This is a genomic window from Ruegeria sp. CDSA236 (assembly GCF_059611285.1).
Genome location: NZ_JBXWPG010000005.1, coordinates 247,582 through 273,121 on the forward strand (window position 1 = coordinate 247,582; position 25,540 = coordinate 273,121).

The 25,540-nt window shown below is 58.5% G+C and carries 24 protein-coding genes; 10 read left to right on the forward strand and 14 right to left on the reverse strand.

Annotated features, from left to right (window positions below):
• Positions 1-57: 57 nt before the first annotated feature.
• The 10 genes from AC2FLB_RS10750 to AC2FLB_RS10795 all read right to left on the reverse strand — a co-directional run bounded on the left by AC2FLB_RS10750 (position 58) and on the right by AC2FLB_RS10795 (position 10,348).
• Positions 58-1,017, reverse strand: a complete 960-nt coding sequence (locus AC2FLB_RS10750; protein ID WP_496709235.1) for a hypothetical protein — start codon at positions 1,015-1,017, stop codon at positions 58-60.
• Positions 1,018-1,280: 263 nt separating this feature from the next.
• On the reverse strand, positions 1,281-3,677 hold the full coding sequence (pheT, locus tag AC2FLB_RS10755; RefSeq protein ID WP_496709236.1) for a phenylalanine--tRNA ligase subunit beta: 2,397 nt from the start codon (positions 3,675-3,677) through the stop codon (positions 1,281-1,283).
• An 85-nt stretch (positions 3,678-3,762) separates the two neighbouring features.
• Positions 3,763-4,170 (reverse strand): cupin domain-containing protein, encoded by a 408-nt coding sequence (locus tag AC2FLB_RS10760; RefSeq protein WP_496709237.1) that lies wholly within the window; start codon positions 4,168-4,170, stop codon positions 3,763-3,765.
• 66 nt (positions 4,171-4,236) lie between these two features.
• A complete protein-coding gene (locus tag AC2FLB_RS10765; RefSeq protein WP_496709238.1) occupies positions 4,237-5,028 on the reverse strand; it encodes a CE1 family esterase in 792 nt (263 codons plus the stop codon).
• 94 nt (positions 5,029-5,122) lie between these two features.
• On the reverse strand, positions 5,123-5,677 hold the full coding sequence (locus AC2FLB_RS10770; RefSeq protein WP_496709239.1) for a hypothetical protein: 555 nt from the start codon (positions 5,675-5,677) through the stop codon (positions 5,123-5,125).
• On the reverse strand, positions 5,674-6,747 hold the full coding sequence (pheS, locus tag AC2FLB_RS10775; RefSeq protein WP_281972601.1) for a phenylalanine--tRNA ligase subunit alpha: 1,074 nt from the start codon (positions 6,745-6,747) through the stop codon (positions 5,674-5,676). The genes AC2FLB_RS10770 and pheS overlap by 4 nt, the downstream gene beginning before the upstream one ends.
• 70 nt (positions 6,748-6,817) lie before the next feature.
• Positions 6,818-8,188, reverse strand: coding sequence for a glutamate--cysteine ligase (locus tag AC2FLB_RS10780; RefSeq protein WP_281995270.1), 1,371 nt, complete (start codon positions 8,186-8,188; stop codon positions 6,818-6,820).
• A gap of 65 nt (positions 8,189-8,253) precedes the next feature.
• Positions 8,254-8,781, reverse strand: coding sequence for a hypothetical protein (locus tag AC2FLB_RS10785; protein ID WP_496709240.1), 528 nt, complete (start codon positions 8,779-8,781; stop codon positions 8,254-8,256).
• Entirely contained in the window at positions 8,778-9,626 is an 849-nt protein-coding gene (locus AC2FLB_RS10790; protein WP_496709241.1) for a GNAT family N-acetyltransferase, read from the reverse strand. Before AC2FLB_RS10790 ends, AC2FLB_RS10785 begins: the two co-directional genes overlap by 4 nt.
• Positions 9,623-10,348 carry a 16S rRNA (uracil(1498)-N(3))-methyltransferase gene (locus tag AC2FLB_RS10795; protein ID WP_496709242.1) on the reverse strand — a complete coding sequence of 242 codons (726 nt, stop codon included), beginning with the start codon at positions 10,346-10,348 and terminating at the stop codon, positions 9,623-9,625. Before AC2FLB_RS10795 ends, AC2FLB_RS10790 begins: the two co-directional genes overlap by 4 nt.
• A gap of 12 nt (positions 10,349-10,360) precedes the next feature.
• Here AC2FLB_RS10795 and ubiA point away from each other — a divergent pair, with 12 nt between their 5' ends.
• The 3 genes from ubiA (at position 10,361) to AC2FLB_RS10810 (ending at position 13,609) form a co-directional block, all read left to right on the forward strand.
• Positions 10,361-11,323 (forward strand): 4-hydroxybenzoate octaprenyltransferase, encoded by a 963-nt coding sequence (gene ubiA, locus AC2FLB_RS10800; protein ID WP_496701006.1) that lies wholly within the window; start codon positions 10,361-10,363, stop codon positions 11,321-11,323.
• A gap of 65 nt (positions 11,324-11,388) precedes the next feature.
• Complete coding sequence (locus tag AC2FLB_RS10805) at positions 11,389-13,287, forward strand: OmpA family protein (protein ID WP_496709243.1); 1,899 nt, start codon at positions 11,389-11,391, stop codon at positions 13,285-13,287.
• Between the two features lies 1 nt (position 13,288).
• The gene (locus tag AC2FLB_RS10810) at positions 13,289-13,609 is read left to right on the forward strand and encodes a hypothetical protein (RefSeq protein ID WP_142635291.1); all 321 of its coding nucleotides are present in this window, start codon (positions 13,289-13,291) and stop codon (positions 13,607-13,609) included.
• 130 nt (positions 13,610-13,739) lie between these two features.
• Here the strand turns inward: AC2FLB_RS10810 and AC2FLB_RS10815 are convergent, their stop codons facing one another.
• Positions 13,740-14,141, reverse strand: a complete 402-nt coding sequence (locus AC2FLB_RS10815; RefSeq protein WP_142635290.1) for a carboxymuconolactone decarboxylase family protein — start codon at positions 14,139-14,141, stop codon at positions 13,740-13,742.
• A gap of 469 nt (positions 14,142-14,610) precedes the next feature.
• The gene (gene hemC, locus AC2FLB_RS10820; RefSeq protein WP_496709244.1) at positions 14,611-15,570 is read right to left on the reverse strand and encodes a hydroxymethylbilane synthase; all 960 of its coding nucleotides are present in this window, start codon (positions 15,568-15,570) and stop codon (positions 14,611-14,613) included.
• 107 nt (positions 15,571-15,677) lie between these two features.
• On the opposite strand from hemC, the gene hemE reads away from it, so the two are divergent.
• Positions 15,678-16,712 (forward strand): uroporphyrinogen decarboxylase, encoded by a 1,035-nt coding sequence (gene hemE, locus AC2FLB_RS10825; RefSeq protein ID WP_496709245.1) that lies wholly within the window; start codon positions 15,678-15,680, stop codon positions 16,710-16,712.
• On the opposite strand, the gene AC2FLB_RS10830 is transcribed toward hemE, so the two are convergent.
• Positions 16,709-17,803, reverse strand: a complete 1,095-nt coding sequence (locus AC2FLB_RS10830; protein WP_496709246.1) for a CaiB/BaiF CoA transferase family protein — start codon at positions 17,801-17,803, stop codon at positions 16,709-16,711. The two genes, hemE and AC2FLB_RS10830, sit on opposite strands and share 4 nt — an antisense overlap.
• 154 nt (positions 17,804-17,957) lie before the next feature.
• Here AC2FLB_RS10830 and AC2FLB_RS10835 point away from each other — a divergent pair, with 154 nt between their 5' ends.
• The 6 genes from AC2FLB_RS10835 to uvrC all read left to right on the forward strand — a co-directional run bounded on the left by AC2FLB_RS10835 (position 17,958) and on the right by uvrC (position 24,657).
• Positions 17,958-18,887 (forward strand): ABC transporter ATP-binding protein, encoded by a 930-nt coding sequence (locus AC2FLB_RS10835; protein ID WP_142635285.1) that lies wholly within the window; start codon positions 17,958-17,960, stop codon positions 18,885-18,887.
• The gene (locus AC2FLB_RS10840) at positions 18,884-19,645 is read left to right on the forward strand and encodes an ABC transporter permease (RefSeq protein ID WP_142635283.1); all 762 of its coding nucleotides are present in this window, start codon (positions 18,884-18,886) and stop codon (positions 19,643-19,645) included. The genes AC2FLB_RS10835 and AC2FLB_RS10840 overlap by 4 nt, the downstream gene beginning before the upstream one ends.
• A gap of 113 nt (positions 19,646-19,758) precedes the next feature.
• Complete coding sequence (locus AC2FLB_RS10845; RefSeq protein ID WP_142635281.1) at positions 19,759-20,556, forward strand: S49 family peptidase; 798 nt, start codon at positions 19,759-19,761, stop codon at positions 20,554-20,556.
• Between the two features lie 168 nt (positions 20,557-20,724).
• On the forward strand, positions 20,725-21,687 hold the full coding sequence (locus tag AC2FLB_RS10850) for a calcium/sodium antiporter (protein ID WP_142635277.1): 963 nt from the start codon (positions 20,725-20,727) through the stop codon (positions 21,685-21,687).
• A gap of 16 nt (positions 21,688-21,703) precedes the next feature.
• Positions 21,704-22,483 carry an SDR family oxidoreductase gene (locus tag AC2FLB_RS10855; RefSeq protein ID WP_496701012.1) on the forward strand — a complete coding sequence of 260 codons (780 nt, stop codon included), beginning with the start codon at positions 21,704-21,706 and terminating at the stop codon, positions 22,481-22,483.
• A 290-nt stretch (positions 22,484-22,773) separates the two neighbouring features.
• Positions 22,774-24,657 carry an excinuclease ABC subunit UvrC gene (gene uvrC / locus AC2FLB_RS10860; RefSeq protein ID WP_496709247.1) on the forward strand — a complete coding sequence of 628 codons (1,884 nt, stop codon included), beginning with the start codon at positions 22,774-22,776 and terminating at the stop codon, positions 24,655-24,657.
• Here the strand turns inward: uvrC and AC2FLB_RS10865 are convergent.
• Positions 24,654-25,538 carry a DMT family transporter gene (locus AC2FLB_RS10865; RefSeq protein ID WP_496709248.1) on the reverse strand — a complete coding sequence of 295 codons (885 nt, stop codon included), beginning with the start codon at positions 25,536-25,538 and terminating at the stop codon, positions 24,654-24,656. The genes uvrC and AC2FLB_RS10865 overlap by 4 nt on opposite strands.
• Positions 25,539-25,540: the final 2 nt, after the last annotated feature.

The window sequence follows — 25,540 nt, forward strand, 5'->3', positions numbered from 1 at the left end:
TCTCCTTTGATTTTATTGGCGACCCTAAAGACAAAATGGACCTGACCCAAGGGGGGCTCAGAAAGCTAGCCTCCAAAACACCGGCTGCCCGTTGGGAACTGCCCTACGGGCCGCGCTGCGCTGCTTGCTTCCCAGAAACCCCGGCATCTCGGATGTTGGCTCGAACCCGAAACTGCGGGGTAAACGGGTATAGATCGACCGCGGCGGCAACCGCCCCCAGGTGATCCCTTTCAGCTGCGCGCCCGGTTCTGGCTGGTGCATCCAGACTTCGCGAATGGCGAATTCGTCGCGCAGCAGCACCAACACTGCCAACATCATGACCTCGGCCCATATTTTCGCGTATTTCTGCTGCAGCGCCTGCTCGTATTCACGCGTCAAACGCAACTCACGCGACCGGGGCGCCCGGCATTGCAGTCGACGCCGGGCATGGCCGACAAAGCGCAACCAGTCGGACTGAATTTCTTCAATCAGACAATAGCCACTTGTTAAATCTATATCCAAGCGGCACCAGGCCAGAGTCGGACGGCCATGCGTGCGTACCGGGTGCCAACAGCTTTGGAACGCACCTACCGCCGCGCGCTGTTCGAATTTCCACAACAGCTCGGCATGCTCGGTCGGGAAGCCCAACTGCACCACAAGATTATGCGCCTTGCGCGTGGTTTGTTCACCAGACCAGCGCTCAAAGCTCAGGCAGAAATCCAGCCATTCGGACTGATAGACCGCTTCTAAACCATGGAACGCCGCAGGGCTTAGCCCCTTCAGACGCACGGCGCGATCCGCATGGGCCACGGCCAGCACATCGTGCCGCCGCAAAACCCCGCCGCACCGCGCGATCATGGGTTTCAGCAAAGGACGCGCCAGCAAACGGGACAGCCCCGATTGCTTTAGATCCGAAACCGACATTTCGGCCTCCATCGACTGGCACAGCAACCAGGGGCTTTGCCGGTCGGTATAATAGTAGAATGGCATCTCTTCCGGCAGAATCTGCCGGATCATCGAGATGTCTTGGCGTTTCATGACAACTCTCCAACGGGAAAAAGGCCCGCCGGTCAGTTGGCGGGCAATCAGGGTTTGGGCATTGCTTTTGCGAGGCTGGGATCTGGCATTGGGCCGACTCCGGATTGTAATTGCATCAGGGGGCTGGGCTTACGGCCAGGGGGTGATTCCACTCAACCCCTGGATTTTCAGGACGCAGGGACGTTGCAGCACGGCAACACTGGCGTCTGAGAAACGAGAAAAGCGCGCCGAAGGGCGCGCTTTGCATTTGGATTACTATGGCGTTAGCCGCGCAAAACGCCGCCTGTTGCCTTGGACACCTTGGCGATGATCTTTTCAGCCACCGCTTCGATATCTTTTTCCTTCAGCGTCGCATCTGTCGGCTGCAGCCGAACGGTGATGGCCAGAGATTTCTTGCCCTCACCCAGGCTGCCGCCAATGAATTCATCAAAGACGCGCACATCTTCGATCAGCGCCTTGTCGGCCCCGGCAGCGGCATTCACCAGCGTCAGTGCCTCGACGCCTTCATCGACGACAAAGGCAAAGTCACGCTCGACCGCCTGCAGATCGCGCAGTTCCAGCGCCGCGCGGGTCGCCCCGGATTTACGCGGCAGAGGCACCTCATCCGGCCAGATAGTGAAAGCCACCGCCGGGCCCTTGATGTCCATCGCCTGCAACACACGCGGATGCAACTCGCCGAAAACGCCCAGTACCTTTTTCGGACCCAGACAAATTTTGCCGTGCCGACCCGGATGCCACCAGGCGTCGCCCTCGCGTAGGATCTGAACCTTGGCGGGTGCGCCGATGGCGGCCAAAACGGCCTCGGCATCTGCCTTGGCGTCGAACACATCCGCCGGGCGTGTGGCGCTATGCACATCCTTGGGGCCGTCGCGACCGACCAGCAGGCCGGTAATCTGGATTTTCTGATCGCCTGGCTCGCCGTCGTGAAAAACTGGGCCAACTTCAAACAGCGCCACATCCGCATAGCCGCGTGCCTGATTGCGGGCGGCAGCTTGCAGCAGACCGGGCAACAGATCGGGGCGCATATGGCTCATCTCGGACGAAATCGGGTTTTCCAGCTGCGTCGCCTCATCGCCACCGCCAAACAGCGCAGCGGCGGCCTGATCAATGAAGGTATAGCTGACGCATTCGTTATAACCCAATGCGGCACAGGTGCGGCGCGCCATCGACTGGCGGCGCTGAGTGGGAGTCATAACCGGTTTCGGAATGCCATCAGTGACCCTCGGCAGCGGCTTGCCCTGAAGCTTGGTCAGGGAGGCAATTCGTGCGACCTCTTCCACCAGATCAGCCTCGCCCATGACATCTGGGCGCCAGCTGGGGACATGGGCCATCTCGCCTTCAAGGCGGAAACCCAGACGGGTCAGGGTCTGGCGCTGCTCGCTTTCGGGAATGACCATCCCGACCAGCGATTGCACCCGGGCCGAGTCCAACTTGTAGGATCGCGCATGGTTTGGCGCTTTGCCTGCCTCAACCACTTTAGAGACCTCGCCACCGCAGATATCCAGGATCATCTGCGTTGCATGTTCCAATCCTTCCAGCGTGTATTCCGGGTCGACGCCGCGCTCGAATCGGTACCGCGCATCCGAGTTGATTTTCAACGCCCGGCCTGTCAGTGCAATTTGCACATGATCCCAAAACGCGCTTTCGAGGAAGACGTTCACGGTACCCTCGGTACAGCCGGTTTCTTCGCCGCCCATGATCCCTGCAATGGATTCCGGGCCGTTGTCGTCCGAAATCACCATCATGCCCGGTTGCAGCGTGTATTCCTTTTCGTCCAACGCCACCAGCTTTTCGCCGCCCTTGGCCCTATGTACGCGCAGGTTGCCCTGAACCTTGTCCGCATCAAAGACATGCAGCGGACGGTTCTGGTCGAAGGTCATATAGTTGGTGATATCCACCAAGGCCGAGATCGGACGCAGGCCGATCGCCTTCAACTGATCCTGCAGCCACTGCGGGCTGGGGCCGTTCTTGACACCCTTGATCAGACGCCCGGTGAAATGCGGTGCTCCGTCCAGCGTGTCATCATCAATCGTCACCTTGATCGGGCTGACGAAATCGCCCGGCACCGGCACATAGTCGCGCTCTTTCAGCGTGCCGACCCCGCGTGCCGCCAGATCGCGCGCGATCCCGGCGACGCCCAGCGCATCGGGGCGGTTCGGGGTGATCGCAATCTCGATCATCGGATCGACCTTTGCGGGATCATTCTCGGCCAGCCAGTCAACGAACTGATCGCCGACCTCACCCGAGGGCAGCTCGATGATGCCGTCATGCTCTTCCGACAGCTCCAGCTCGCGCTCCGAGGCCATCATGCCAAAGCTTTCGACACCGCGGATCTTGCCGACGCTGATGGTGATGTCCAGGCCCGGAATATACATGCCCGGTTTGCAGACCACGACAGTGATACCTTCGCGCGCATTGGGCGCGCCGCAGATGATCTGCAGATCACCCTCATCCGTCGCAACCGTACAGACCCGCAGCTTGTCGGCATCAGGGTGCTGTTCGGCATGGGTCACTTTTCCCAGCGTAAAGCCCGCCAGTCGGTCCGCCGGATTGACGATCTCTTCGACTTCGAGCCCCAGATCGGTCAGCGTTTCGGCGATCTCATCGACCGACGCGTCAGTGTCCAGGTGATCCTTGAGCCAGGAAAGGGTGAATTTCATCGGTCGTATTCCGCATAATCTTGGGTCAGCCCGCGTGTAACGGATATTCAGACAAGGGGAAAGAGGCCGTGTGCCACATGATCACCTACTGTTCGGCAACTGTGTTGGCGACGCTATCCGATCCGGCAAACACCGCCAAAATCCGCGCGATGCTTTCGCCTGTATTCGCCCCCACATGCGGGGATCGGAACGCTTCGACAAAGGCATCACCGGTTTTGTAGGTCTTTACCCCCGCCGCGCCGTAATCGACAGTGATTTCCCCTTCCAGCACATAGGCCATCAGCGGAGCATTATGCCGGTGACTACCGGTCACCTGACCCGGCTGCATGGTGATGATGGCCATGGTGATCTGCGGCGTCCCGTCCGGGTATTCCAGCGCCTCTCCGATCACGGATTTGTCCGTTTGCAGCAACACATCAACAGGCGGATAGGCATCACGCGCCAGGGCAGAGGTTGCGGTCAGGATCGCGGCGGTCACCAGCAGGGGTTTCATCGGGCAAGGCTCCTTGGTCAGATGGCCTGCGCAGATGACCCCGGATGTAGGGGGCTGTCAAACGGGTCAGGGATAGGCTGGTGTGCGCCCGGCCAGCTCATCCAACTGCCAGCCGATCCAGCCATGCGGGATGAAATGCCCGCCCGGATGCGTGTCCAACGTAACTTGCCCCAGCGCGCAATCGGTCCACTCCACGCGGCTGAGGGTCAGGAAAGGCTTCACGCTCCAATCGCCACGCGGGGTTGCACCGTTGCAGTCGAACTTCGCCTTCCACAACGCCACCGGATAGGTCGTGTCCCCGCCCGGACCCAAGGGAAAACCCATCACCGTGTCGTCCAACCCATGCACATGGCGCACCTGGCGCGGGGCCTGCGGGCAGTCCTCGGTCTGGCGAATGCTGCCAGCCACCGCCAGCAGGGCCGCAACGTCATCGCCGGACTGACAGGCATAGCGCCACGCCATCGCACCGCCATAGGAATAGCCCGAGACATAGATGCGATCCGGGTCGATGGGATAGCGCGTCGCCACATCCTCTAGCACCCGATCGGCAAAGGGGACATCGCGCGTGTCCGAGGTCCAGAAATCCCAGCTATTGCCGCGCCCGTTCGGGGCCACCAACAGCACGCCGCGCAGTTTCGTGGCCCCGGCGATCCTTTCGTGGTTGACCACCACATCCCCCTGCCGCGCCCATCCGTGGAAATGCAGCAATACCGGCAGAGTCGTTTCGCCATCCCAGCCATCGGGTTCAAGCACATGATAGGAACGGTCGCCCAGCGGGCAGGCTGTGTCGCCGTGGCAGCCATTTGCTACAGCTTGGAGCGGGATCAGGAAAAACAGGCAGGTCAGAATCCGAAACATAACTCGGAGCCTACCCGGCCAGCGCACGAAGTCACGTCACAACCCCGTGGGAGGTTGTAACAAGCAGCGCCATTTTCAATTAGAAAGACAACAATTAGCTGTTCGCCTCAATCATTAATTCTCTAATTCTGTCTGCAATTTCGTCAGAGGAAAATTCAGAAGTGATTTCGGTTCCGAGGTGCATGTCTTGGCGCATTCTATCAATACATTGAATGAACATGCGTTCTGTTTCCGCATTAGCCTTAACAATGCGGTTTTTATCCTTGGAAGCATGTGCCTCCATAAAACGCATTACTTCTGATCTGGTTGCATTTACGACTTCGATTACATCATCCACGCCCGAAACGAGGACCTTCGCATAACTCATTTCGAATTGACGAAACAGTAAGCCGATTTCCTGAGCTACTGCATTGTATCGAAGAGCTAGAATTACATCTCTTAGTGCGACCACCGTTTCTTGATAGACTTCTAGGCGGCGCGCTCTCAATGACTCTGAACGATCACTTTTCCTCTGTAAGAAAAACAATACGATACCGCCGAGAAACGCTATCGCTGGGCCGAAGTTATTAATCCACTCACCTACGTGACTTAGGAAAGTGAAGTCACGGCAGATATTCTCGCATGCCGTGATTACTTCGACTTCACTCACCGCGACAAACCACCATGCAGGTTCGGCATATCCAGCGCTGCAAACCCGTAGTGGCGCAGCCACCGCAGATCGCTGTCAAAGAACGCCCGCAGATCCGGAATGCCGTATTTCAGCATCGCCAGACGGTCGATGCCAATCCCAAAGGCAAAGCCCTGATAGACCTCGGGATCAATGCCACCGGCGGCGATCACTTTGGGGTGGACCATGCCGGAACCCAGAATCTCCATCCAGTCGTCGCCCTCGCCGATCTTCAGCTGGCCGTTGTCCCAGGAACAGCGGATATCGACCTCGGCCGAGGGCTCAGTGAAGGGGAAGTGCGAGGCGCGGAAGCGCAGTTCGACATCGTCGACCTCAAAGAACGCCTTCACGAACTCTTCCAGAACCCATTTCAAGTTTGCCATCGAGATGTCTTTGTCGATGGCCAGCCCTTCGACCTGATGGAACATCGGCGTGTGGGTCTGGTCATAATCAGCGCGGTACACACCACCCGGACAAATGATGCGGATCGGCGCGCCCTGCAGCTCCATCGAGCGGATCTGGACCGGCGAAGTATGGGTGCGCAGCACATGCGGCGGGCGCTCGTCGCCCTCGGCACGGTGCATATAGAACGTGTCCATCTCGGCGCGCGCGGGGTGGTGGCCGGGGATGTTCAGGGCGTCGAAATTGTGCCAGTCGGTCTCGATCCGCGGCCCTTCAGCCACCGAGAAACCCAGTTCGGCAAAGATCGCAGTCAGTTCCTCGGTCGCCTGGCTGACCGGGTGGATCGAGCCTTGGCGGCGCGCGCGCGTCGGCAGGGTAACGTCCAGCCATTCGGTGCGTAGACGTTCGTCCAGCGCGGCATCGGCAAGACCGGCTTTCTTGGCGGCCAGGGCCGAGTTGATCTCATCCTTCAGGGCGTTCAGCGCGGGGCCAGCGACCTGACGTTCCTCGGGGGTCATCTTGCCCAGCTCGCGCATCTTCAGCGCGACCTCGCCCTTTTTGCCCACGGCGGCGACGCGGATCGCCTCAAGCGCGTTCTCATCGCCCGCCTCGGCGATCTGCCCCAGATATTTTGCCTTAAGATCGTCCATGACGCCCTCTGAATTTGGTCGCCAACCTGCTATCGGCCCCGCCCCGCGAATGCAAGCGGGACGCGGTGGGTCAATAGCTGTATTCGGGATAAATTCGAGTCAGATCGCCGTTCCAGTCGCCATTGTAGTGTTCCAGCAACTCATCCGCCGGAACCTTGCCGGTATCGAGGCTTTCCTTCAGAGCGTTCAGGAAATGCGTCTCATCGGGAACCAGACCACCTGCGCCGGGATAGGCCCGGGCCTTGAGACCACTTTCCGAGATCGCAACCACTTCGCGGGCAAGATCATGCATGTTGATGTCGCCAACCTGCGCCTGCAGGCCATTGACGGCCGCCTGAACGCGCAGTTCCTCGCGCGTTTCGGCATCCCAGCCCTTGACCAGATCCCAGGCCGCATCCAGCGCGCCCTGATCATAGGTCAGGCCAACCCAGAAGGCAGGCAGCGCGCACAGACGCCGCCACGGGCCACCATCCGCGCCGCGCATCTCCATGAATTTCTTGATCCGCGCCTCGGGGAAGGCGGTGGTCAGGTGATCGGCCCAATCAGACAGGGTAGGTGTTTCACCCGGCAGCGCGGGCAGTTTGCCCTGCAGGAAATCGCGGAAGGACATGCCCAGCGCGTTGATATACTGGCCATCGCGATAGACAAAGTACATCGGCACATCCAACGCGTATTGCACGTAGCGCTCGAACCCAAAGCCCTCTTCGAACACGAAGGGCAGCATGCCGGTGCGCGCATCGTCCAGGTGCCGCCAGATATGGCTGCGCCAGCTTTTCTGGCCGTTGGGCTTGCCCTCAAAGAAGGGCGAATTGGCGAACAGCGCGGTGGCCACCGGCTGCAAAGCCAGCGCCACGCGCAGTTTCTGCACCATGTCGGCCTCGGACCCAAAGTCGATATTGACCTGAACCGTGCAAGTGCGCCGCATCATGGCGCGGCCCATGGAGCCTACTTTTTCCATGTAATCGTTCATCAGCCGATAACGGCCTTTGGGCATCAGAGGCATCTGCTCATGGGTCCAGATCGGAGCCGCGCCCAGACCGATAAAGCCCACGCCGATTTCATCAGCGATATCCTTAACCTCGCGCAGGTGGGTGTTCACCTCGTCGCAGGTCTCGTGGATCGTCTCCAACGGCGCACCCGACAGCTCTAGTGCACCGCCCGGTTCAAGGCTGACATTGGCCCCGTCTTTTTCCAGACCGATCAGGTGGCCCGCTTCGCGCACCTCGGCCCAGCCGTGCCGGTCACGCAGCCCTTCAAGCACCGCCACAATCGACCGCGTGCCTTCGAATGGCAGCGGTTTCAGTGAGTCTTTACAATAGCCGAACTTTTCATGTTCGGTTCCGATACGCCAATCGGCTTTGGGCTTGCAGCCCGCTTCCAGATATTCGGCAAGTTGCTCGTGGCGTTCGATCGGTCCGCCGCCGGACTGGGGGATGGACATGAACCGTGCTCCGATCCTGATGTGTCTGTCTTGTTGGTCAGTCGTGGTCGCAAACGACAGCGGTGTCAATGCAACCGCATATGCGCAGGGCGCATCGGCTGACGCTCCCAAATTACTACGGGATGTACGGCCCCACCGTTCAATTCCGACAACATGTGTTCTGTTTTCAACCCCGGCAGCGCCGAGAACACGTCAAACAGCGCTTCGGCCCCTTCGGCATTCACAGGAATGTGAAGCGTCGGCTGGCCAGGCTGTTCCAACACCCAATGCGCCGGGTTCGAGGATGGGTCCAACGCCAACCGCTCGATTTCCCGTGTCGCGACCATGCCACCGTCCAGCGGGCCAAAATAGGATATCTGGCCTTCGTCGATGGTCACAACTCCGGGGCCACCGACGCCGGTGCGAAACCTGGCGCGCTGAACCCCGATCACGGCCAGTGCAAGCGACACCGCCACCAAAACCCAGCCCAACCAGCCCAGCAACCCACCCGGGCCGCTGATCCAGCTGAAGCCAACCAACAGAATGACACCGGCAACCAGCACTTCGCGCCAGCGCCACAGGGCCAGTTTCGCTTCGGGTCGGATGAAACTCATGCGGTATCCTCTGGGTTTATGAACAGGATGAGCGAGTACTGCCCCGCGGATTGAAAACCGATACCGATATAAGCACGCGCAGCGGAATCGGAAGCCGCAAACAAAACCGCGCGTTTCGCACCCGTACGGCGCGCCTCCTCCAGATGCAGCGCGACGGCCAGACGCGCATATCCACGGCCGCGCATTTCACGAGGTGTAAAGACCCCACCAATCTGCACAACTTCGTGCAAGCGCGCGTTAAAACCAGTCATGGCGACAGGCCGATCGTTGACTAGCAACACACGATGAGAATCGCGTTCGATATAGGCGTCGTAATCCAAGCCAGCCTGTTTTTGCGCTCGTGACGAATTGAATTCCATTGCTTCGATCAGGTAGTCAGACCGCCACCTTTCGACGATTTCACGATCAAACGCACCCAAAGGCACCAATTCTGCGCTTGTAGCATCCGGAATAGTAAGCTGTTCCAAATCCAGCGTGAAACCCGGTTCATCGCTGTTCAGCGTTGCCGGCCGATCCTCCCACCCCGCAAGACGCATGATCCGGCGGGCCTGTGTTGCCTCAGCCGCCATTCCAAACAAGGCACGCCCCCGGATCAGATCAATCGCAGCGGCCAGTTCTTCATCTGTGCAATCGGGACATTGCGGTAAAACCATGCCCTCATTCGTGATGGAGAACGCCGCACGGGGATCGTCGCCCAACACCCAGATATTAACGGCACGTCGGTCCGTGCCCCGCAATCCAAAATCACGCAGATTGGCCAAGGGGAACATCGACGTCTGAATGTGGCGCATTAGAAACTGGTCGATCTTCGGTACATCCGCCTCCTGCGCGAGACGCCAAATCATGACCAGTCCCCCAACGCCTGCTGCCACATGGTCAGAGCCGCAACGGCTGCAGTATCCGCGCGCAGGATACGCGGGCCAAGACTGACGACATGGGCATAGGGTAAGGCGGTCAGCCGGGCACGTTCACGTTGGGAAAAGCCGCCCTCGGGTCCGATAAGGATCGCCCATGGCAACCCCTTTTCATTCGCCGCCAGGCGCAGGGCCGAGCCGACCTCGGCCTCGTTACAAAACATCAGTTGACGCCCCTCGGGCCAGCCATCCAGAACTCGGTCCAGCCGCTGCAGATCGGCGACCTCGGGCACAAAGGTACCTCCGCATTGCTCGGCGGCCTCGACCGCGTGGGCTTGCAAGCGGTCCTGGCGGATACGTTCGGAATTGGTGAATTCTGTCTGCACCGGCATGATCCGCGCCGCACCCATTTCCGCCGCCTTTTCAACGATGAAATCGGTGCGTGCCTTTTTGATTGGGGCGAACAGGAACCACAGGTCGGGTGGCCGTTGCAGCGGTTTGGTCTGTTCGACACAGGTCAGTACACCGCCACGCTTTCCCGCTTCGGCCACTTTGGCCTGCCATTCTCCGTCCTGTCCGTTAAACAAGGCAACCTGCCCCCCCAAAGCCAGGCGCATGACACCGAACAGGTAATGTGCCTGCTCGCGCGTCAATTCTACCGATTGCCCCGGACCCAAAGGGTGCTCTACATACAGTCTGATCTTTGCACTCATGAGACCTTACATATGCAAGGCAATGCGCCAACACCAGACGGTCAGGTCGCTGATGCGGTCAGCGGCAACTGGGTCGACACCTATGCGCCGGAATTCTCGCGCCCTTACCTGCGGCTGAGCCGGGCCGATCGGCCTATCGGCACATGGCTGCTGCTGATCCCCTGCTGGTGGGGGCTGGCGCTGGCCATCCTCAGCGACGGCACCCCGCGGTGGGAGGACCTCTGGATCGCCATCGGTTGTGCCATCGGTGCCTTTTTGATGCGCGGCGCGGGCTGCACTTGGAATGACATTTCGGACCGCGACTTTGATGCAAAAGTGGAACGGACCCGGTCGCGCCCGATCCCTTCCGGGCAGGTCAGTGTTCGGCAGGCCGCGATCTGGATGGTGCTGCAATGCCTGCTGGCACTGTTGGTTCTGCTGAGCTTCAACCAGGCCGCCATCGCCATGGGCGTGCTGTCCCTGTTGCCCGTCGCTGTCTACCCCTTCGCCAAAAGGTTCACCTGGTGGCCACAGGTATTTCTAGGACTGGCCTTCAACTGGGGCATCCTGCTGACCTGGGCCGCGCATACTGGAACGGTCGGCGGCCCGGCTATCACTCTGTACCTGGCCGGCATCGCCTGGACGCTGTTCTACGACACGATCTATGCGCATCAGGACGCCGAGGATGACGAGCTGATCGGTATCAAATCCACCGCCCGCCTGTTCGGGACAAATACTGCGCATTGGTTAAAGTATTTCCTGGTCGCCACTGTATCCCTAATGGCGCTGGCCATTATCGACGCCATGACAGGGCAGGAGCCGATTACAGCCATGTTCGTGGCACTTGCCGGACCTTGGGCGATGGGATGGCACATGACGTGGCAACTGCGTGGGCTGGACACTGAAGACAACGCCAAATTACTGCAACTTTTCCGCGCCAATCGTGACACCGGCCTTATTCCGCTGATCTTCCTTTGCATTGCTGTGCTGCTCTGATTGCACCTCGGCGCGGGCCTCTGTAAGAGTCCTGCTCAATAACTTCAGGAGTCGTCTGCCCGCACATGCGCCTGCCCTATTTCCTAGCTGCCTCCCTGATATTCCTCGTTTCGGCCAGCCTTTCGCTCGTGGCCGCAGGATATGCGGTAACCAAAGTCGAAGAAGCGTCGGAACTCGCCGTGCGGCGTGCGCTTGACCTAAAAGGGCATGACTGGGCCGAAGTCGAATCCGATGGCCTGCGCGTTGTCCTGACCGGCACAGCCATTGACGAAGCAACGCGGTTCAATGCGCTGACCGCAGCCGGGACCGAGGTTGATACCTCACGCGTTATTGATGACATGCAGGTCGCCCCCACCCGGCAACTGGCAGCACCGCGCTTTTCCGCTGAAATTTTGCGAAACGACAGCGGTATTTCGATTATTGGTCTGATACCCGCAAGCCAAGACCGCAGCGAGCTGATCGAAAGGTTGCGCCGGATGGACGGCGACACCGTTTCGGACCTGATGGAAACGGCGGATTACCCTATACCCGAAGGCTGGGACGACGCGTTGAACTATGCGCTCGAAGCGTTGACCCGCCTGCCGCGCGCCAAAATATCGGCCAGCCCCGGTTTGGTGAAAATCACCGCCATTGCAGACAGCCTGCGGGAAAAAGAACGACTGGAACAGAGCCTGACCCGCGCAGCACCTCCCAGTTTGCGAATCGGGTTGTCGATCTCGGCTCCGCGCCCCGTAATCACCCCCTTTACACTGCGCTACCTGATTGATGCCAACGGCGGCCAGTTCGATGCCTGCTCGGCCCAGAATGAAAAAGCGCGGGATGCCATCGTCGCTGCTGCCAAAGAGGCAGGCCTTGCTGGCCCGTTTAACTGTACAATCGGTTTGGGCGTGCCCTCACCCCGTTGGCCCGAAGCGGCAACGCTCAGCATTCGTGCCCTGTCCAAGATTGGTCAGGGTTCGGTCACGATTTCGGATGCGGATATCACGCTGGTGGCGGCGCAGGGAACAGAGGCTGGGGTCTTTGACCGTGTGGTAGGCGAGCTGGAAAATGCGCTGCCCGAGGTTTTCGCCCTGCACGCCGTCCTGCCCGAACCCGAAACCGACGACTCCACCGGCCCCCCCGAGTTCTCGACCACGCGCAGCCCCGAAGGGCTGGTCCAAATGCGCGGTCGTCTGAGCAATGAGACATCGCGCGACATGGCCGACAGTTTTGCCCGCGCGGCATTTGGATCGGAACAGGTTTATACCGCCACCCGCATCGCCTCCGACTTACCCGCAGACTGGCCGGTGCGCGTTCTGGCGGGGCTGGAAGCGTTGTCTCTGCTGCATAACGGCGCTCTGACTGTTACCCCTGACGACGTTTCTCTCAGCGGGGTCAGCTACGACCCGGACGCCAAAGCCCGTATCGCCGGATTGCTGTCGGAAAAGCTGGGGGATGCCAAAGGTTTCACCCTTTCGATCACCTATCAAGAGCCGCCGAAACCCGCAGACAGCCTGCCCGACCCAGAGCTGTGCGAAGACCAGCTTGCTGAGGTTCAGGCCAGCAGCAAAATCGCATTCGAACCGGGATCGGCCACGGTTGCAGCGGATTCGCGCGATACCGTCAATCAGATCGCCGAGATTCTGCGCGAATGCGGCCCCATCCGGATTGAAATTCAGGGCCATACAGATAGTCAGGGCCGCGAAGAGATGAACCAGCAACTCAGCCAGGCGCGGGCTCAGTCGATCCTGAATGAGTTGCGCGGACGCCGCATCCCAACGTCAAGCTACTCGGCCGTGGGATATGGTGAAACGCAACCGATCGCAGACAACGATACCGAGGCAGGCCGAGAAGAAAACCGTCGCATTGAATTCCGCCTGATCCGGCCCGAGCCCATTGCCAATTCCGAGACCGGGCTTGAGGCGCTGGAGGCCGAGACAGAGACGCCAGAAGACGCCGTAGATACCGGCGCAGAGGATCAGTAAGTTGAACAGAATAGAATTCATCATTGCCACCGCCATCATCCTGTTCGCAGCCTTCTGCATGGGGTGGTTCGCCAACTGGCTGGCCCATCGTCTGTCTCGTGTTCGCCAAAGCGACGTCGCCGATCTGGATCGCATGAGCCAGGAATTGCATGAGGCCGAAGAAACCCGCGATCAGGCCATCACCTATCTGCAACAGCGTGAGGCCGAGCTAACCAATCAGCTCACCCAGACCGAGGCGGAACTGGGCGCTGCCATGGACGGGTTGCGCGCCGCGCGGCAGGAGGCCGAAGAATTACGCGGCCGGATCAACAACGCGGACTAAGAGAACCAGAGGAATCGGCAACTTGCGACACCCGCAAATATAGGGCGCCGTTGTGTGTTTCAGACACCTGCCAAACCGGGCCCGAAAATCCCCTCAGCTTGATGAAGCTTGGGCACAGCTCAATTCATGATCATGTCTCAGAGGTTGTCTCTGCCTCGTCCAGAACCTTGCGCGCGACACGAAAGCATTCCAGCGCCTGCGGCACCCCACAATAGATGCCGATCACGTGAATAATGGCCCGGATTTCTTCTTTGCTGACGCCGTTGCTGATGGCGCCGCGACAGTGGAGTTCCCATTCGTGCATCTTGCCCAGCGCGCCGATCATGGACAGGTTCATCATTGACCGGGTCTTGGCGTCAATCACATCGTCGCCCCAGCCGAAACCCCAGCACCAAGCGGTCATTGCCTCTTGAAACGGCCGGGTAAAATCGTCGGCGGCAGCCAGGTTTTTCTCAACATATTCCGCGCCCAGGGTGCTTTTGCGTTGCTCCAGCCCTCTGAGGAACAGATCTTCGTCGAAAGTCTCGGCCATTTTGGTCTCCGGTAATCGTCACAATGAAGCGGTGCGCTGATGCACTCTACGCCTCTTACAGGTACTATCAACGCTTGCACTTTACGCCGGATAAGAAAATGCGACGGATTTTCTAGCCCCTTGGCACGAGGATCATTCCACTGCCCCGCGCATCCAGTCTTGAAGACAGGCAATTATATGTACTGACATCGCTTCACCAGCGGGCTGCGATTGTGCAAGCGGTTCAAGACGTCGCGGCTATTTGAGACACCCAAAAGTAAACGGGCCGCCGTCTTAATGAGACAGCGGCCCTTACTGACTGAATGTCGGGGTTTGGTCTCGCCCCCTCGAATACCACTTAAAAATGGACAGACTAACAAAAACTTTCGACTTCTTCGAGACCAACCCGATTTCTCAATCGGTGTGCATCCTTAATGCCTGATCTTTGAGAGCGCGACAGTGAACTAGTTCACATTAAATAAATTTATCTTCAATTCATCCAATCAAAGAACCCGGGGCCGGCCTTTGTCAGTAGTTTTTCGGCCATTGCGCGCGCCATTTCTGCACCATCACCAATCACGCCAGTGGCGTCTTCGGCGATAGAATCAGACCCGTCCGGGCGCAGGACTTCTCCGCGCAGGCGCAGAATGCCACCGCTGATATCAGCCAGCCCGGCAATCGGAGTCTCGCAGGACCCGTCAAGCGCGGCCAGCAAGGCGCGCTCGGCCAAAAGTCGATACCCGGTTTCGCTATGATGAATTGCCTCCAACATCCCTGCAGCACGGGGATCGTCACTGCGACGTTCGATACCGATTGTACCTTGTGCAATGGCGGGCAGCATATCCTCGGGCGAGATAGCAGTTGCGGGAACGTCGTCCATATTCAGGCGCCGGATACCTGCCATCGCCAGAAACGTGCAATCCGCTACGCCATCGGTCAGTTTCTTCAGGCGCGTTTGCACGTTGCCACGGAACTCGACCACATTCAGGTCAGGGCGCCGGTTCAACAGCTGAGCCCGGCGGCGCAAAGACGAGGTGCCGACCACTGCGCCATACGGCAGGTCATGAATAGAATTCAGGCTGGGCGAAATAAAAGCGTCGCGCACATCTTCGCGCGGCAGGAACGTGTCCAACACAAGACCCGCGGGCTGTTCGACCGGCATGTCCTTGGTCGAATGCACAGCAATGTCGATATCACCTCGCAGCATCGCTTCTTCGATTTCCTTGGTGAACAGGCCTTTGTTGCCGATCTCCTTCAGCGGGCGGTCGGCGTCGATCATCGCGCGATTGTCGCCGGTGGTCTTGATCACCACGATTTCGAATGCATCTTCGGGCAGATCAAAGGCTGTGCCTAACCGCTGCCGGGTTTCATAGGCTTGCGCCAGCGCCAGAGGCGATCCACGGGTGCCAATTTTCAGCGGTGAGTCGGGGGAAGGCAGGGTCAGTGTCATGGACACAGCTTTAGTCGCGTCACATTGCCCTGACAATGGGGGCACACCTTGACAAATTGCCGCCGAAGGATGACCCGTTGCGACAAACCAGACGATTGGGGACAAACATGGCCGAGACAAAGAAGCTGCTGCGGGCGCTGGCGGGTGAGGTGCAAGATGTGCCGCCGATCTGGATGATGCGCCAGGCCGGGCGGTATCTGCCAGAATATCGTGCAACGCGCGCGCAGGCCGGGGATTTCCTGTCGCTGTGCTACAATCCCGAGCTTGCGGCCGAGGTCACATTGCAGCCGATCCGTCGCTATGGGTTCGATGCAGCTATCATGTTTGCGGATATCCTGCTGGTACCACAGGCGCTGGGTGCGGATCTTTGGTTTGTCACCGGTGAAGGCCCGCGTTTGTCGACTATCACGCAACAATCCGAGTTTGATGCGCTGAAATCGGTCGAGGATATCCACGAAACACTCTCGCCAGTCTATGAGACAGTGCGCATCCTGTCACGGGAATTGCCATCCGAGACAACCTTGATCGGTTTTGCTGGCGCCCCGTGGACAGTGGCGACCTACATGATCGCCGGACGCGGCACCCCGGATCAAGGCCCCGCCCATGCGCTGCGCGAGGGGAATACTGCGCTGTTCGAAGCGTTGCTGGACCGGATCTCGCTGGCCACGATCGAATATCTTTCAGCCCAGATCGAGGCCGGGGCCGAGGTAGTCAAGATATTCGACAGCTGGGCCGGATCGCTGAAGGGTGAGGCGTTCCGCAAATATGCGGTCGAGCCGTGCCGCGTAATCACCCAGGCCATCAAGGAACGTCACCCCGGCATCCCGGTGATCGGATTCCCGCGAGAGGCTGGAGATGGCTATATCGGGTTCGCCAAAACCACGGGGGTTGATTGCGTCGCGCTGGACAATTCGGTCTCGCCGGAATGGGGCGCCGAGCATGTCCAGGTGGATGGTTGCGTACAGGGCAATCTGGCGTCGTCGCATATGGTGACCGGCGGTCAAGCGCTGGTGGACGAGACCCGGCGGATTGTCGATGCATTCTCCAAAGGGCCGCATATCTTCAATCTGGGTCATGGCATCACGCCCGATGCCGATCCCGACAACGTTCAGCGTATGATCGACGCAGTGCGCAACCGCTAGGCTTTGGGTCGGGCGTCCAGCTCGGCCAGTATGTCTTGTGTATGATCTCCGCGGCGCGGGCTGGGTCTGGGCTTCCACTCCCGCTCGGAAAACCGCGGCGCGGCGGCGGCCTGTAGCATACCGTCGGGGGCAAGCCAGGTCTGGCGTGCTGTGTTCATGGCATGGTTCTGCGCCTCGGACGGGTTGAGCACCGGTGCAACACAGGCGTCACTTGCTGCAAACAGCGCCGCCCAATGATCACGTGGATTGCCAGCAAAGATTTCAGCCAGCCGCCGGGTCAGCGCGGGCCAGGTGGAAGCATCATATTGCTGCCGAAATTCGGGATCGCCAGACAGGTCCAATATCTGCAGGAACTCGGCATAAAATTTCGGCTCCAGGCACTGCACCGCCACAAATCCACCATCAGAGCAGGCATAGGTTCGGCTCCAATGGGGACCGTCCAGAAGGCTGTGTCCGCGAGTATCTGACAGGTTTCCGGTTTGGCGCAGGCTCATCAGCAGGTTCATCATATGGGCCGAGCCATCATAGATGGCGGCGTCCACGACCGAGCCCTTTCCTGTGCGTGCCGCATTCAGCAATCCGGCCAGAATGCCCGCGACCAGATACATGGCACCGCCACCGATATCACCCACCAAAGTGGCCGGGGTTTGCGGCGGTTGGTCCGGTTGCGACGCATACCAAAGCGCCCCGGACAGTGCGATGTAGTTCAGATCGTGCCCGGCATTCTTGGACAAGGGGCTGTTCTGTCCCCAACCCGTCATACGGCCATAAATCAGCTTTGGGTTCAGATCGCGACAGATATCAGGGCCAAGGCCCAGCTTTTCCATCACACCGGGTCGAAACCCTTCGATCAGTGCATCAGCCGTGGCGATCAGGCGCCGGGCCACATCCAGATCGGCCGGGTCTTTGAGGTTCAGGCTGATCGACCGCTTGCCCCGATCCAGAACTGACTGTTCGGGCATGCCCGGAGTCGCGGCCTGACCCTTGCGGTGGATGGTGATCACATCTGCACCAAGATCGGCCAACAGCATGGCGGCAAAGGGACCGGGGCCCAAGCCCTCGATTTCGATGATCCGAATTCCACTTAACATACCAGTCCTCCTGCCCGCGCAGGGTTTCGGGGCCAGCCAGGAAATGCAAGCCCGGACTGGAAAGGCCAATTGGAAAGCTGAGCAAAATGTGTGAATTGGGCCTGTTCTGTGGCTAACTCGCAGGGTAGTGTCGCCGCCAGAACGGGGGAGGCGCATGACAACAATTCTGTCCATCAGGGATTTGCGAAAGTCCTATGCCGGAGGTTTTGAGGCGCTAAAGGGCGTGTCTCTGGACATTGAGCAGGGAGAAATCCTGGCTCTTCTGGGTCCCAACGGTGCAGGCAAGACCACGCTGATTTCGACGGTGTGTGGAATAACGACGCCAACCTCAGGAAGCGTGACCGTCGGCGGCCACGATATCCAGACTGATTTTCGCGCAGCACGCCGGATGATCGGTTTGGTTCCGCAGGAGATCGCGCTCGAACCCTTTGAAAAGGTCTGGAACACTGTGCGATTGTCGCGCGGGCTGTTCGGGCTTGGGCAGAACAACGCACGTATCGAAGAAATTCTGCGCAAATTGTCTTTGTGGGAAAAACGCAAAAACGCGATCAAAGAACTATCGGGCGGTATGAAACGTCGGGTTCTGATCGCAAAAGCGCTGGCACACGAGCCGCGTGTTCTGTTTCTGGACGAGCCGACCGCAGGTGTTGATGTCGAACTGCGCAAAGACATGTGGGAAATCGTGGCCGAGTTGAAGCAGGCCGGTGTCACCATCATTCTAACCACCCACTATATCGAAGAGGCCGAGGCCATTGCCGACCGTGTCGGCGTCATCGACAAGGGTGAACTGCTACTGGTTCAGGACAAAGACACTTTGATGGCGCAGATGGGAAAGAAGCAGATCGAAGTCATGCTGACCCAGCCCATTCAAACCGTCCCCGACAGTCTGGCCGCACACAATCTCAAACTGAATGGCAAGGGTGACGCGCTGGTTTATACCTACGACACAAACGCCGACCGCACTGGCATCACCACCCTGTTGAACGATGTGGCCGAGGCCGGACTGATTTTACGCGATGTACAAACGCGTCAGTCCAGCCTTGAAGAGATCTTTGTCAATATGGTGTCGGGAGAAGCCACATGAACTGGTCCGCCATTACTGCCATCTACCGGTTCGAAATGGCCCGGTTCTTCCGCACCCTTGCGCAAAGCTTCATATCTCCGGTCCTGTCGACATCGCTGTATTTCGTTGTCTTTGGCACGGCGATTGGCAGCCGCATACAAGAGGTCGAAGGCGTATCCTATGGGGCGTTCATCGTTCCGGGGCTGGTCATGTTATCTGTTGTGACGCTGTCGATCTCGAACGCCTCTTTCGGGATCTATTTCCCAAAGTTTCTGGGAACGATATATGAGCTTCTTTCGGCGCCGGTGAATTTCATCGAGATCGTCATCGGCTATGTCGGAGCGGCAGCGACAAAATCGCTGTTTGTGGGTGTCGTGATCCTTGTGACCTCTGCATTCTTTGTGGATTTGCGTATTGAACACCCGCTTGCCATGGCGACATTTCTAGTCCTGACCTGCCTCAGCTTTTCCTTGCTGGGCTTCATCATCGGCATCTGGGCCAGCAATTTCGAGCAGATGTCTTTGGTTCCGCAACTCGTGGTGACACCGCTGATCTTTCTGGGCGGTACCTTTTATTCGATTTCGATGCTGCCCCCGCTGTGGCAGACCATCACCCTGTTCAACCCGGTCGTCTATCTGATCTCAGGCTTTCGCTGGTCGTTTTACGGCCTGGCCGATGTGCCGATCATGTTCAGCCTTTTGGCCATACTGGCGTTTACCGGCGTGTGTCTGGGCATCATCGGATGGATCTTCAAAACTGGCTGGCGCATCCGGAGTTAGGCCATGGACGGCGTTGCATTTTTGCCCATCACCTTCAGTAAATACGTTCACGCGACCGATAACGGTCAGCCGCTCCCTTGTTTACCGCGTGGGCGCACTCTACATCGGCACCCATGAAGGTCAGCCTGCCGTTTCTCAAAAAACAGCCAACCGTTTCGGTCGTGCGCTTGTCGGGTGCAATCGGCATGTCCGGGCGCGGGTCGATGTCTGACACAACTCTGGCACCGGTTCTCGAAAAAGCATTTCGCAAAGGCAAACCTGCCGCCGTCGCGCTTGAGGTCAACTCGCCCGGCGGATCCCCGGTCCAAAGTTCATTGATCGGTGCGCGCATTCAGCGTCTTTCGAAAGAACTGGATGTTCCCGTCTTCGCATTTGTCGAGGATGTGGCAGCTTCGGGTGGCTATTGGTTGGCAGCGGCAGCTGATGAGATTTACGCCGATGACAGTTCGGTACTGGGTTCGATTGGCGTGATCTCTTCGGGGTTCGGCGCACATCTTTTCCTTGAGAGGCAAGGTTTCGAACGGCGAGTGCACACGGCGGGTCATTCGAAATCCATGTTGGATCCCTTTGCCCCGGAAAAACCCGAAGATGTCGCAAGGCTTGAAGGCCTGCTACGCGATATCCACGAAAACTTCACTGCTCATGTCAAAGCACGACGCGGGGCAAAGCTTGAAACGGGTGCTGATCTGTTCACTGGCGAAGTCTGGCTGGCACGCCGCGCGCATGAACTTGGCCTGATCGACGGCATCGCGCATCTCAAACCCAAAATGCAGGACCGGTTTGGCGATAAAGTGAAATTCCGCCGTTACGGGCTGCGCAAGCCATTCTGGTCACGGTTCGGCGCCTCCTTGGCACAGGACGCGGTTGCCGGACTTGAGGAGCGTGCCGCATACGCACGTTTCGGTTTGTAACGTGATTATCAAGATCGTGACCCTCTTTTTGATTGCCATGGGCGTCCTGGCAATGTTCGGCAAACTGCGGTTCCCGGGGCAGAAAAAACTGCAATCCGCAAGATGCCCGCGCTGTCATCGGTTCAGGATCGGTAAAGGTCCCTGTGCCTGCGAAAAAGGAGGCCGCGCATGACGGCATGGCTGTTATCCGGTCTCGGTTTGTTGATCCTGTTGCTGGCGGGTGATGCGCTGGTACGCGGTGCCGTGAACCTCAGCCTGCGGATTGGAGTACCGGCGTTGATCGTTAGTTTGACGATCGTGGCATTCGGCACCTCGGCGCCAGAACTTCTGATTGCAATCAGTGCAATTAAGGAAAACGCACCGGGCATCGCCCTGGGTAACGTTGTGGGGTCGAACACGGCCAATATCCTGCTGGTGCTGGGCCTGCCTGCGCTGCTTGCCACGCTGCACACCAGCGAATGCGACAGCCGCAAGAACTATGTGTTCATGTTGCTGGCAACCGTTCTGTTCATCGGCCTTGCCTTCTGCGGCGTGTTCAACCTGTTCAGCGGCGCGATTTTGCTGGCTGCTCTCAGCTTTGTTCTATGGACCGCCTTCCGAGAAGCCCATGCCCATCGTAAGGCCTGTGGCAAAGCCTGCGCCGAGGATGACGATTTTGATGGCCTCGAAGAAGCCGATCCAGACATGCCCTATTGGAAGATTTCAGTCTACCTGGTGCTCGGACTGATAGGCCTGCCGATGGGCGCACATCTTCTGGTCGACAACGCTACAATCATTGCCCGCACTTACGGCGTCAGCGAGACTGTAATCGGATTGACACTTATAGCGGTGGGAACTTCTCTGCCGGAACTGGCGACCACTGTTATGGCTGCACTGCGCCGACAAGCCGATGTCGCATTGGGCAATGTTATCGGGTCCAACATGTTCAATCTGTTGGCCATCGTCGGCATTGCAACCCTGTTTGGGCGCATTCCTGTTGATCCAGAATTCCTGCGATTTGATCTTTGGGTCATGCTGGGCGCATCACTCCTTTTGGTCCCCTTTGTATTTTTCAAACGGGATATCACCCGCGGATGGGGAATTCTGTTGACAAGCCTTTACGCGGTTTACGTTATTTCCTTGTTGGTGTGACACAAAGAGAGGCCGCATGACCCGAGCCCTAGTTACCGGTGCCGGAATTCGCCTTGGTAGGGCAATGGCCCTTTATCTGGCCGGGCGTGGGTACGACGTGGCGGTCCATTACGCCTCCTCTGAACAAGAGGCATCTAAGGTTGTCGCTGAAATCAGGGCCCTAGGCCGCAATGCGGTAGCTCTGCAGGCCGACCTGTTAGAAGAAGCAAGCGTGGCTGCCCTGCTGCCACGCGCATCCGAGGCGCTGGGCGGACCCATTACCTGCCTGGTCAACAACGCTTCGATATTTGAATACGACAACATCCACACGGCCACCCGGCAAAGCTGGGACCGCCACATGAACAGCAACCTGCGGGCGCCATTCGTTTTGACTCAGGCGATGGCTGAACAGGGTCTGGAACCTGAAACCGATGATACGGGCGAGCCGCTGGCAACGGGCCTGATTGTAAATATGGTCGACATGCGGGTCCGCAAACTGACGCCCGAATTCATGTCCTACACCGTCGCCAAAATGGGGCTATGGGCGTTGACCCGTACTGCAGCTCAGGCGCTAACCCCGGCGATCCGCGTCAATGCCATCGGACCGGGACCGACGATGCAGGGTCACAGGCAATCCGAAGATCACTTCAAAGCACAGCGCGCCAACACCATTCTGGAACGTGGGTCAAACCCCTCTGACATCACCGCTGCACTTGGGTATTTCCTGGATGCTCATGCGGTCACCGGCCAGATTCTCTGCGTGGATGGCGGACAGCATTTGGGATGGCAGACACCGGATGTTCTGGGCGTGGAATAACGTTTGGTGCTGGAAGTTTTGCACCGCTCTCATTTCTGTTATCAATCCGTTACAAAAATGTCTTTTTTTTCATACACTTGCCATGTGTAGAAATTTTTACTGTTTAAATTCAATAGATTACATATGTGCCTATTTTTTAAGCAAATCAAGGAATCCTTAATGAAACAAGGGAAAATTCAAGCCCCACAAAAGTTATCTGCACAGTTATCCACAGAATACGTGGATTTGTTTTCCCTTGATCTGAAGCGCTCAAGATTGCAGCCATGGTCAAAGAATCACATATTTTGGCCATGACCTCTCAAGACGACACCAACAGCTCTCAGAATGACGCCCAGTCGACAGGATACGCCTGCATCCAGCGATATGCGAAAACGCTCGACAGTTCACCTGGCGTGTACAGGATGCTGGATGCGGACAGCCGGGTTCTTTACATCGGCAAGGCGCGCAATCTGAAGGCACGGGTGTCGAACTATACAAGACCGGGACACTCTGGCCGGATCGAGCGGATGATTGCGGCCACGGCCTCGATGATGTTCCTGACGACCCGGACCGAGACCGAGGCGCTGCTGCTTGAACAGAACCTGATCAAGCAGCTCAAACCGAAATACAACGTGCTGCTGCGCGACGACAAAAGCTTTCCCAATATTCTGGTGGCAAAGGACCATGTCTTTCCACAGATCAAAAAGCATCGGGGAGCAAAAAAGGAAAAGGGCGCGTATTTCGGCCCCTTCGCCAGCGCGGGTGCCGTGAACCGAACCCTGAACCAACTGCAAAAGGCCTTCCTGCTGCGCAACTGTTCTGACTCGATGTTCGAAAGCCGCACCCGTCCCTGCCTGCTCTATCAGATCAAGCGGTGTTCTGGGCCTTGTGTCGGGTTGATCTCGGATCAGGATTACCGTGAAAGCGTCAAGGATGCGGAACGATTCCTGTCAGGCCGGTCGACCAAAGTGCAAGAGGAGCTGGCCGAACAGATGATGGCCGCGTCTGAGGCGATGGAGTTTGAACGCGCCGCTGGCCTGCGCGATCGCATCCGGGCGCTGACGCAGGTGCAGACCTCGCAAGGCATTAACCCGCGCGGTGTGGCCGAGGCGGACGTGATCGGCCTGTATATGGACAGTGGGCAGGCTTGCGTTCAGGTGTTCTTCATCCGCGCCAATCAGAACTGGGGCAACAAGGACTTCTATCCCCGCGTCGGGGCAGATGTGTCAGCCGCCGAGGTGATGGAGGCGTTTCTGGGTCAGTTCTACGACAACAAGGAACCACCCCGTCAGTTGATCCTGTCAGATTCCATTGAAAACGCCGATCTGATGCAAGAGGCGCTGACCGAAAAAGCCGGTCGCAAGGTAGAAATCCTTGTGCCCCAGCGTGGTGAGAAACAAGAACTTGTCGCAGGGGCCATACGCAACGCGCGTGAATCCCTGGCCCGGCGGATGTCGGAAAGTGCCACGCAGGCCAAACTGTTGCGCGGGATCGCCGAGGCATTTAATCTGGATGCCCCGCCAAACCGGATCGAAGTCTACGACAACTCCCATATTCAAGGCACCAATGCCGTGGGCGGCATGATCGTGGCCGGCCCCGAAGGTTTCATGAAAAATGCCTATCGCAAGTTCAACATTCGTGGAGATGACCTGACCCCCGGTGACGACTTTGGCATGATGAAAGAGGTGCTGACCCGCCGCTTTACCCGCCTGCAAAAAGAAGATCCCGACCGTGACAAGGGAATGTGGCCCGATCTGCTGCTGATTGACGGTGGCGCCGGGCAAGTGAGCGCCGTCCATGAGATTATGGCGCAGCACGGGGTCGAGGAGATTCCCATGATAGGTGTCGCCAAAGGCGTTGACCGCGACCATGGTAAGGAAGAATTTCACCGCACCGGCCAAAGGCCCTTTGCGCTGAAACGCAACGACCCGGTGCTCTATTTCATTCAGCGCCTAAGAGACGAGGCCCACCGGTTTGCCATCGGCACCCATCGAGCCAAGCGTGCCAAGGCCGTGGGGGCCACACCGCTGGATGAAATCCCCGGCGTGGGGGCCGCGCGCAAACGTGCCCTGTTGGCTCATTTCGGCAGCGCCAAAGCAGTTGGCCGGGCCAACCTGGCCGATCTGAAAGCGGTCGAAGGGATTTCGGCCGGCTTGGCGCAAAAGGTCTATGATTTCTTCCACGACAAGGGCTAGGCCCGCCGCCCGCGCCACAGGATGTACAGCCCCGAGGCCACAATCAGCGCGCTGCCGATCCACATGGTCTGGTCTAGTTGCTCGCCGAACAGGAACACGCCCAGACCGATACCGAACAGCAGACGCGTATAGCGGAACGGCGTCACGGCCGAGACCTCTCCGATCCGCATCGCCTTCATAAGCGAGGCATAGGCCATCACACCCATAAGCACCGCACCGGTCAGAAACAGACCGTTGTACAGATCGAGCGGGACGATTGGCACGCCCTCCCACAGGCGATAGGCCAAACCGGCAACGATGATGCTGAGGAAGCCGTAAAAGCCCAAAACCTCAGTCCCCAGTGTCGCCGGGGCTGCGCGGCTGGCCAGATCGCGACCGGCAAAGCCCAACATGCCCAGCACCGCCAGAATGGACAGCGCCGAAAAGCTGTCTCCGGTCGGTTGCAGGATGACTACAACGCCAATCAGACCGATCAGAATCGCGCCCCACCGTCGCCAGCCAACTGTTTCGCCAAAGATCAGCGCAGCGCCAGCGACCACGACCAACGGAGTCGCCTGCAAAATCACAGTAGCTGAGGACAAAGGCGTCAGCACAATGGCTAAGACATAGAATAACCGTCCGAATACCTCGAAGAGCACGCGCACTTTCATCGGGCGCGACAGGACATCCGGCTGAAACAGTTGCGTGCCGCGCGCCAGTGCAACCGCCGCAAAGACCAGCGCCCCACCCACCCCGAACAGAACCATCACCTGCCAGATCGGTACGGCACCCGAAGCCGCTTTCAACAGCGCGTCTTCCAGCGCAAACCCCGCCATTGCAGCGATCATCCACAGGCTGCCGGTCAGATTTGACCGGGCATCGGTTTGTATATGAGCTGTCATGA

What these genes read in the sequence shown, in the direction of transcription:
- AC2FLB_RS10750 (WP_496709235.1), bottom strand. Translation starts at nt 1,017, where the DNA reads ATGAAACGCCAAGACATCTCGATGATCCGGCAGATTCTGCCGGAAGAG.
- pheT (WP_496709236.1), bottom strand. Translation starts at nt 3,677, where the DNA reads ATGAAATTCACCCTTTCCTGGCTCAAGGATCACCTGGACACTGACGCG.
- AC2FLB_RS10760 (WP_496709237.1), bottom strand. Translation starts at nt 4,170, where the DNA reads ATGAAACCCCTGCTGGTGACCGCCGCGATCCTGACCGCAACCTCTGCC.
- AC2FLB_RS10765 (WP_496709238.1), bottom strand. Translation starts at nt 5,028, where the DNA reads ATGTTTCGGATTCTGACCTGCCTGTTTTTCCTGATCCCGCTCCAAGCT.
- pheS (WP_281972601.1), bottom strand. Translation starts at nt 6,747, where the DNA reads ATGGACGATCTTAAGGCAAAATATCTGGGGCAGATCGCCGAGGCGGGC.
- AC2FLB_RS10780 (WP_281995270.1), bottom strand. Translation starts at nt 8,188, where the DNA reads ATGTCCATCCCCCAGTCCGGCGGCGGACCGATCGAACGCCACGAGCAA.
- AC2FLB_RS10785 (WP_496709240.1), bottom strand. Translation starts at nt 8,781, where the DNA reads ATGAGTTTCATCCGACCCGAAGCGAAACTGGCCCTGTGGCGCTGGCGC.
- AC2FLB_RS10790 (WP_496709241.1), bottom strand. Translation starts at nt 9,626, where the DNA reads ATGATTTGGCGTCTCGCGCAGGAGGCGGATGTACCGAAGATCGACCAG.
- AC2FLB_RS10795 (WP_496709242.1), bottom strand. Translation starts at nt 10,348, where the DNA reads ATGAGTGCAAAGATCAGACTGTATGTAGAGCACCCTTTGGGTCCGGGG.
- ubiA (WP_496701006.1), top strand. Translation starts at nt 10,361, where the DNA reads ATGCAAGGCAATGCGCCAACACCAGACGGTCAGGTCGCTGATGCGGTC.
- AC2FLB_RS10805 (WP_496709243.1), top strand. Translation starts at nt 11,389, where the DNA reads ATGCGCCTGCCCTATTTCCTAGCTGCCTCCCTGATATTCCTCGTTTCG.
- AC2FLB_RS10815 (WP_142635290.1), bottom strand. Translation starts at nt 14,141, where the DNA reads ATGGCCGAGACTTTCGACGAAGATCTGTTCCTCAGAGGGCTGGAGCAA.
- hemC (WP_496709244.1), bottom strand. Translation starts at nt 15,570, where the DNA reads ATGACACTGACCCTGCCTTCCCCCGACTCACCGCTGAAAATTGGCACC.
- hemE (WP_496709245.1), top strand. Translation starts at nt 15,678, where the DNA reads ATGGCCGAGACAAAGAAGCTGCTGCGGGCGCTGGCGGGTGAGGTGCAA.
- AC2FLB_RS10830 (WP_496709246.1), bottom strand. Translation starts at nt 17,803, where the DNA reads ATGTTAAGTGGAATTCGGATCATCGAAATCGAGGGCTTGGGCCCCGGT.
- AC2FLB_RS10835 (WP_142635285.1), top strand. Translation starts at nt 17,958, where the DNA reads ATGACAACAATTCTGTCCATCAGGGATTTGCGAAAGTCCTATGCCGGA.
- AC2FLB_RS10840 (WP_142635283.1), top strand. Translation starts at nt 18,884, where the DNA reads ATGAACTGGTCCGCCATTACTGCCATCTACCGGTTCGAAATGGCCCGG.
- AC2FLB_RS10845 (WP_142635281.1), top strand. Translation starts at nt 19,759, where the DNA reads ATGAAGGTCAGCCTGCCGTTTCTCAAAAAACAGCCAACCGTTTCGGTC.
- AC2FLB_RS10850 (WP_142635277.1), top strand. Translation starts at nt 20,725, where the DNA reads ATGACGGCATGGCTGTTATCCGGTCTCGGTTTGTTGATCCTGTTGCTG.
- AC2FLB_RS10855 (WP_496701012.1), top strand. Translation starts at nt 21,704, where the DNA reads ATGACCCGAGCCCTAGTTACCGGTGCCGGAATTCGCCTTGGTAGGGCA.
- uvrC (WP_496709247.1), top strand. Translation starts at nt 22,774, where the DNA reads ATGACCTCTCAAGACGACACCAACAGCTCTCAGAATGACGCCCAGTCG.
- AC2FLB_RS10865 (WP_496709248.1), bottom strand. Translation starts at nt 25,538, where the DNA reads ATGACAGCTCATATACAAACCGATGCCCGGTCAAATCTGACCGGCAGC.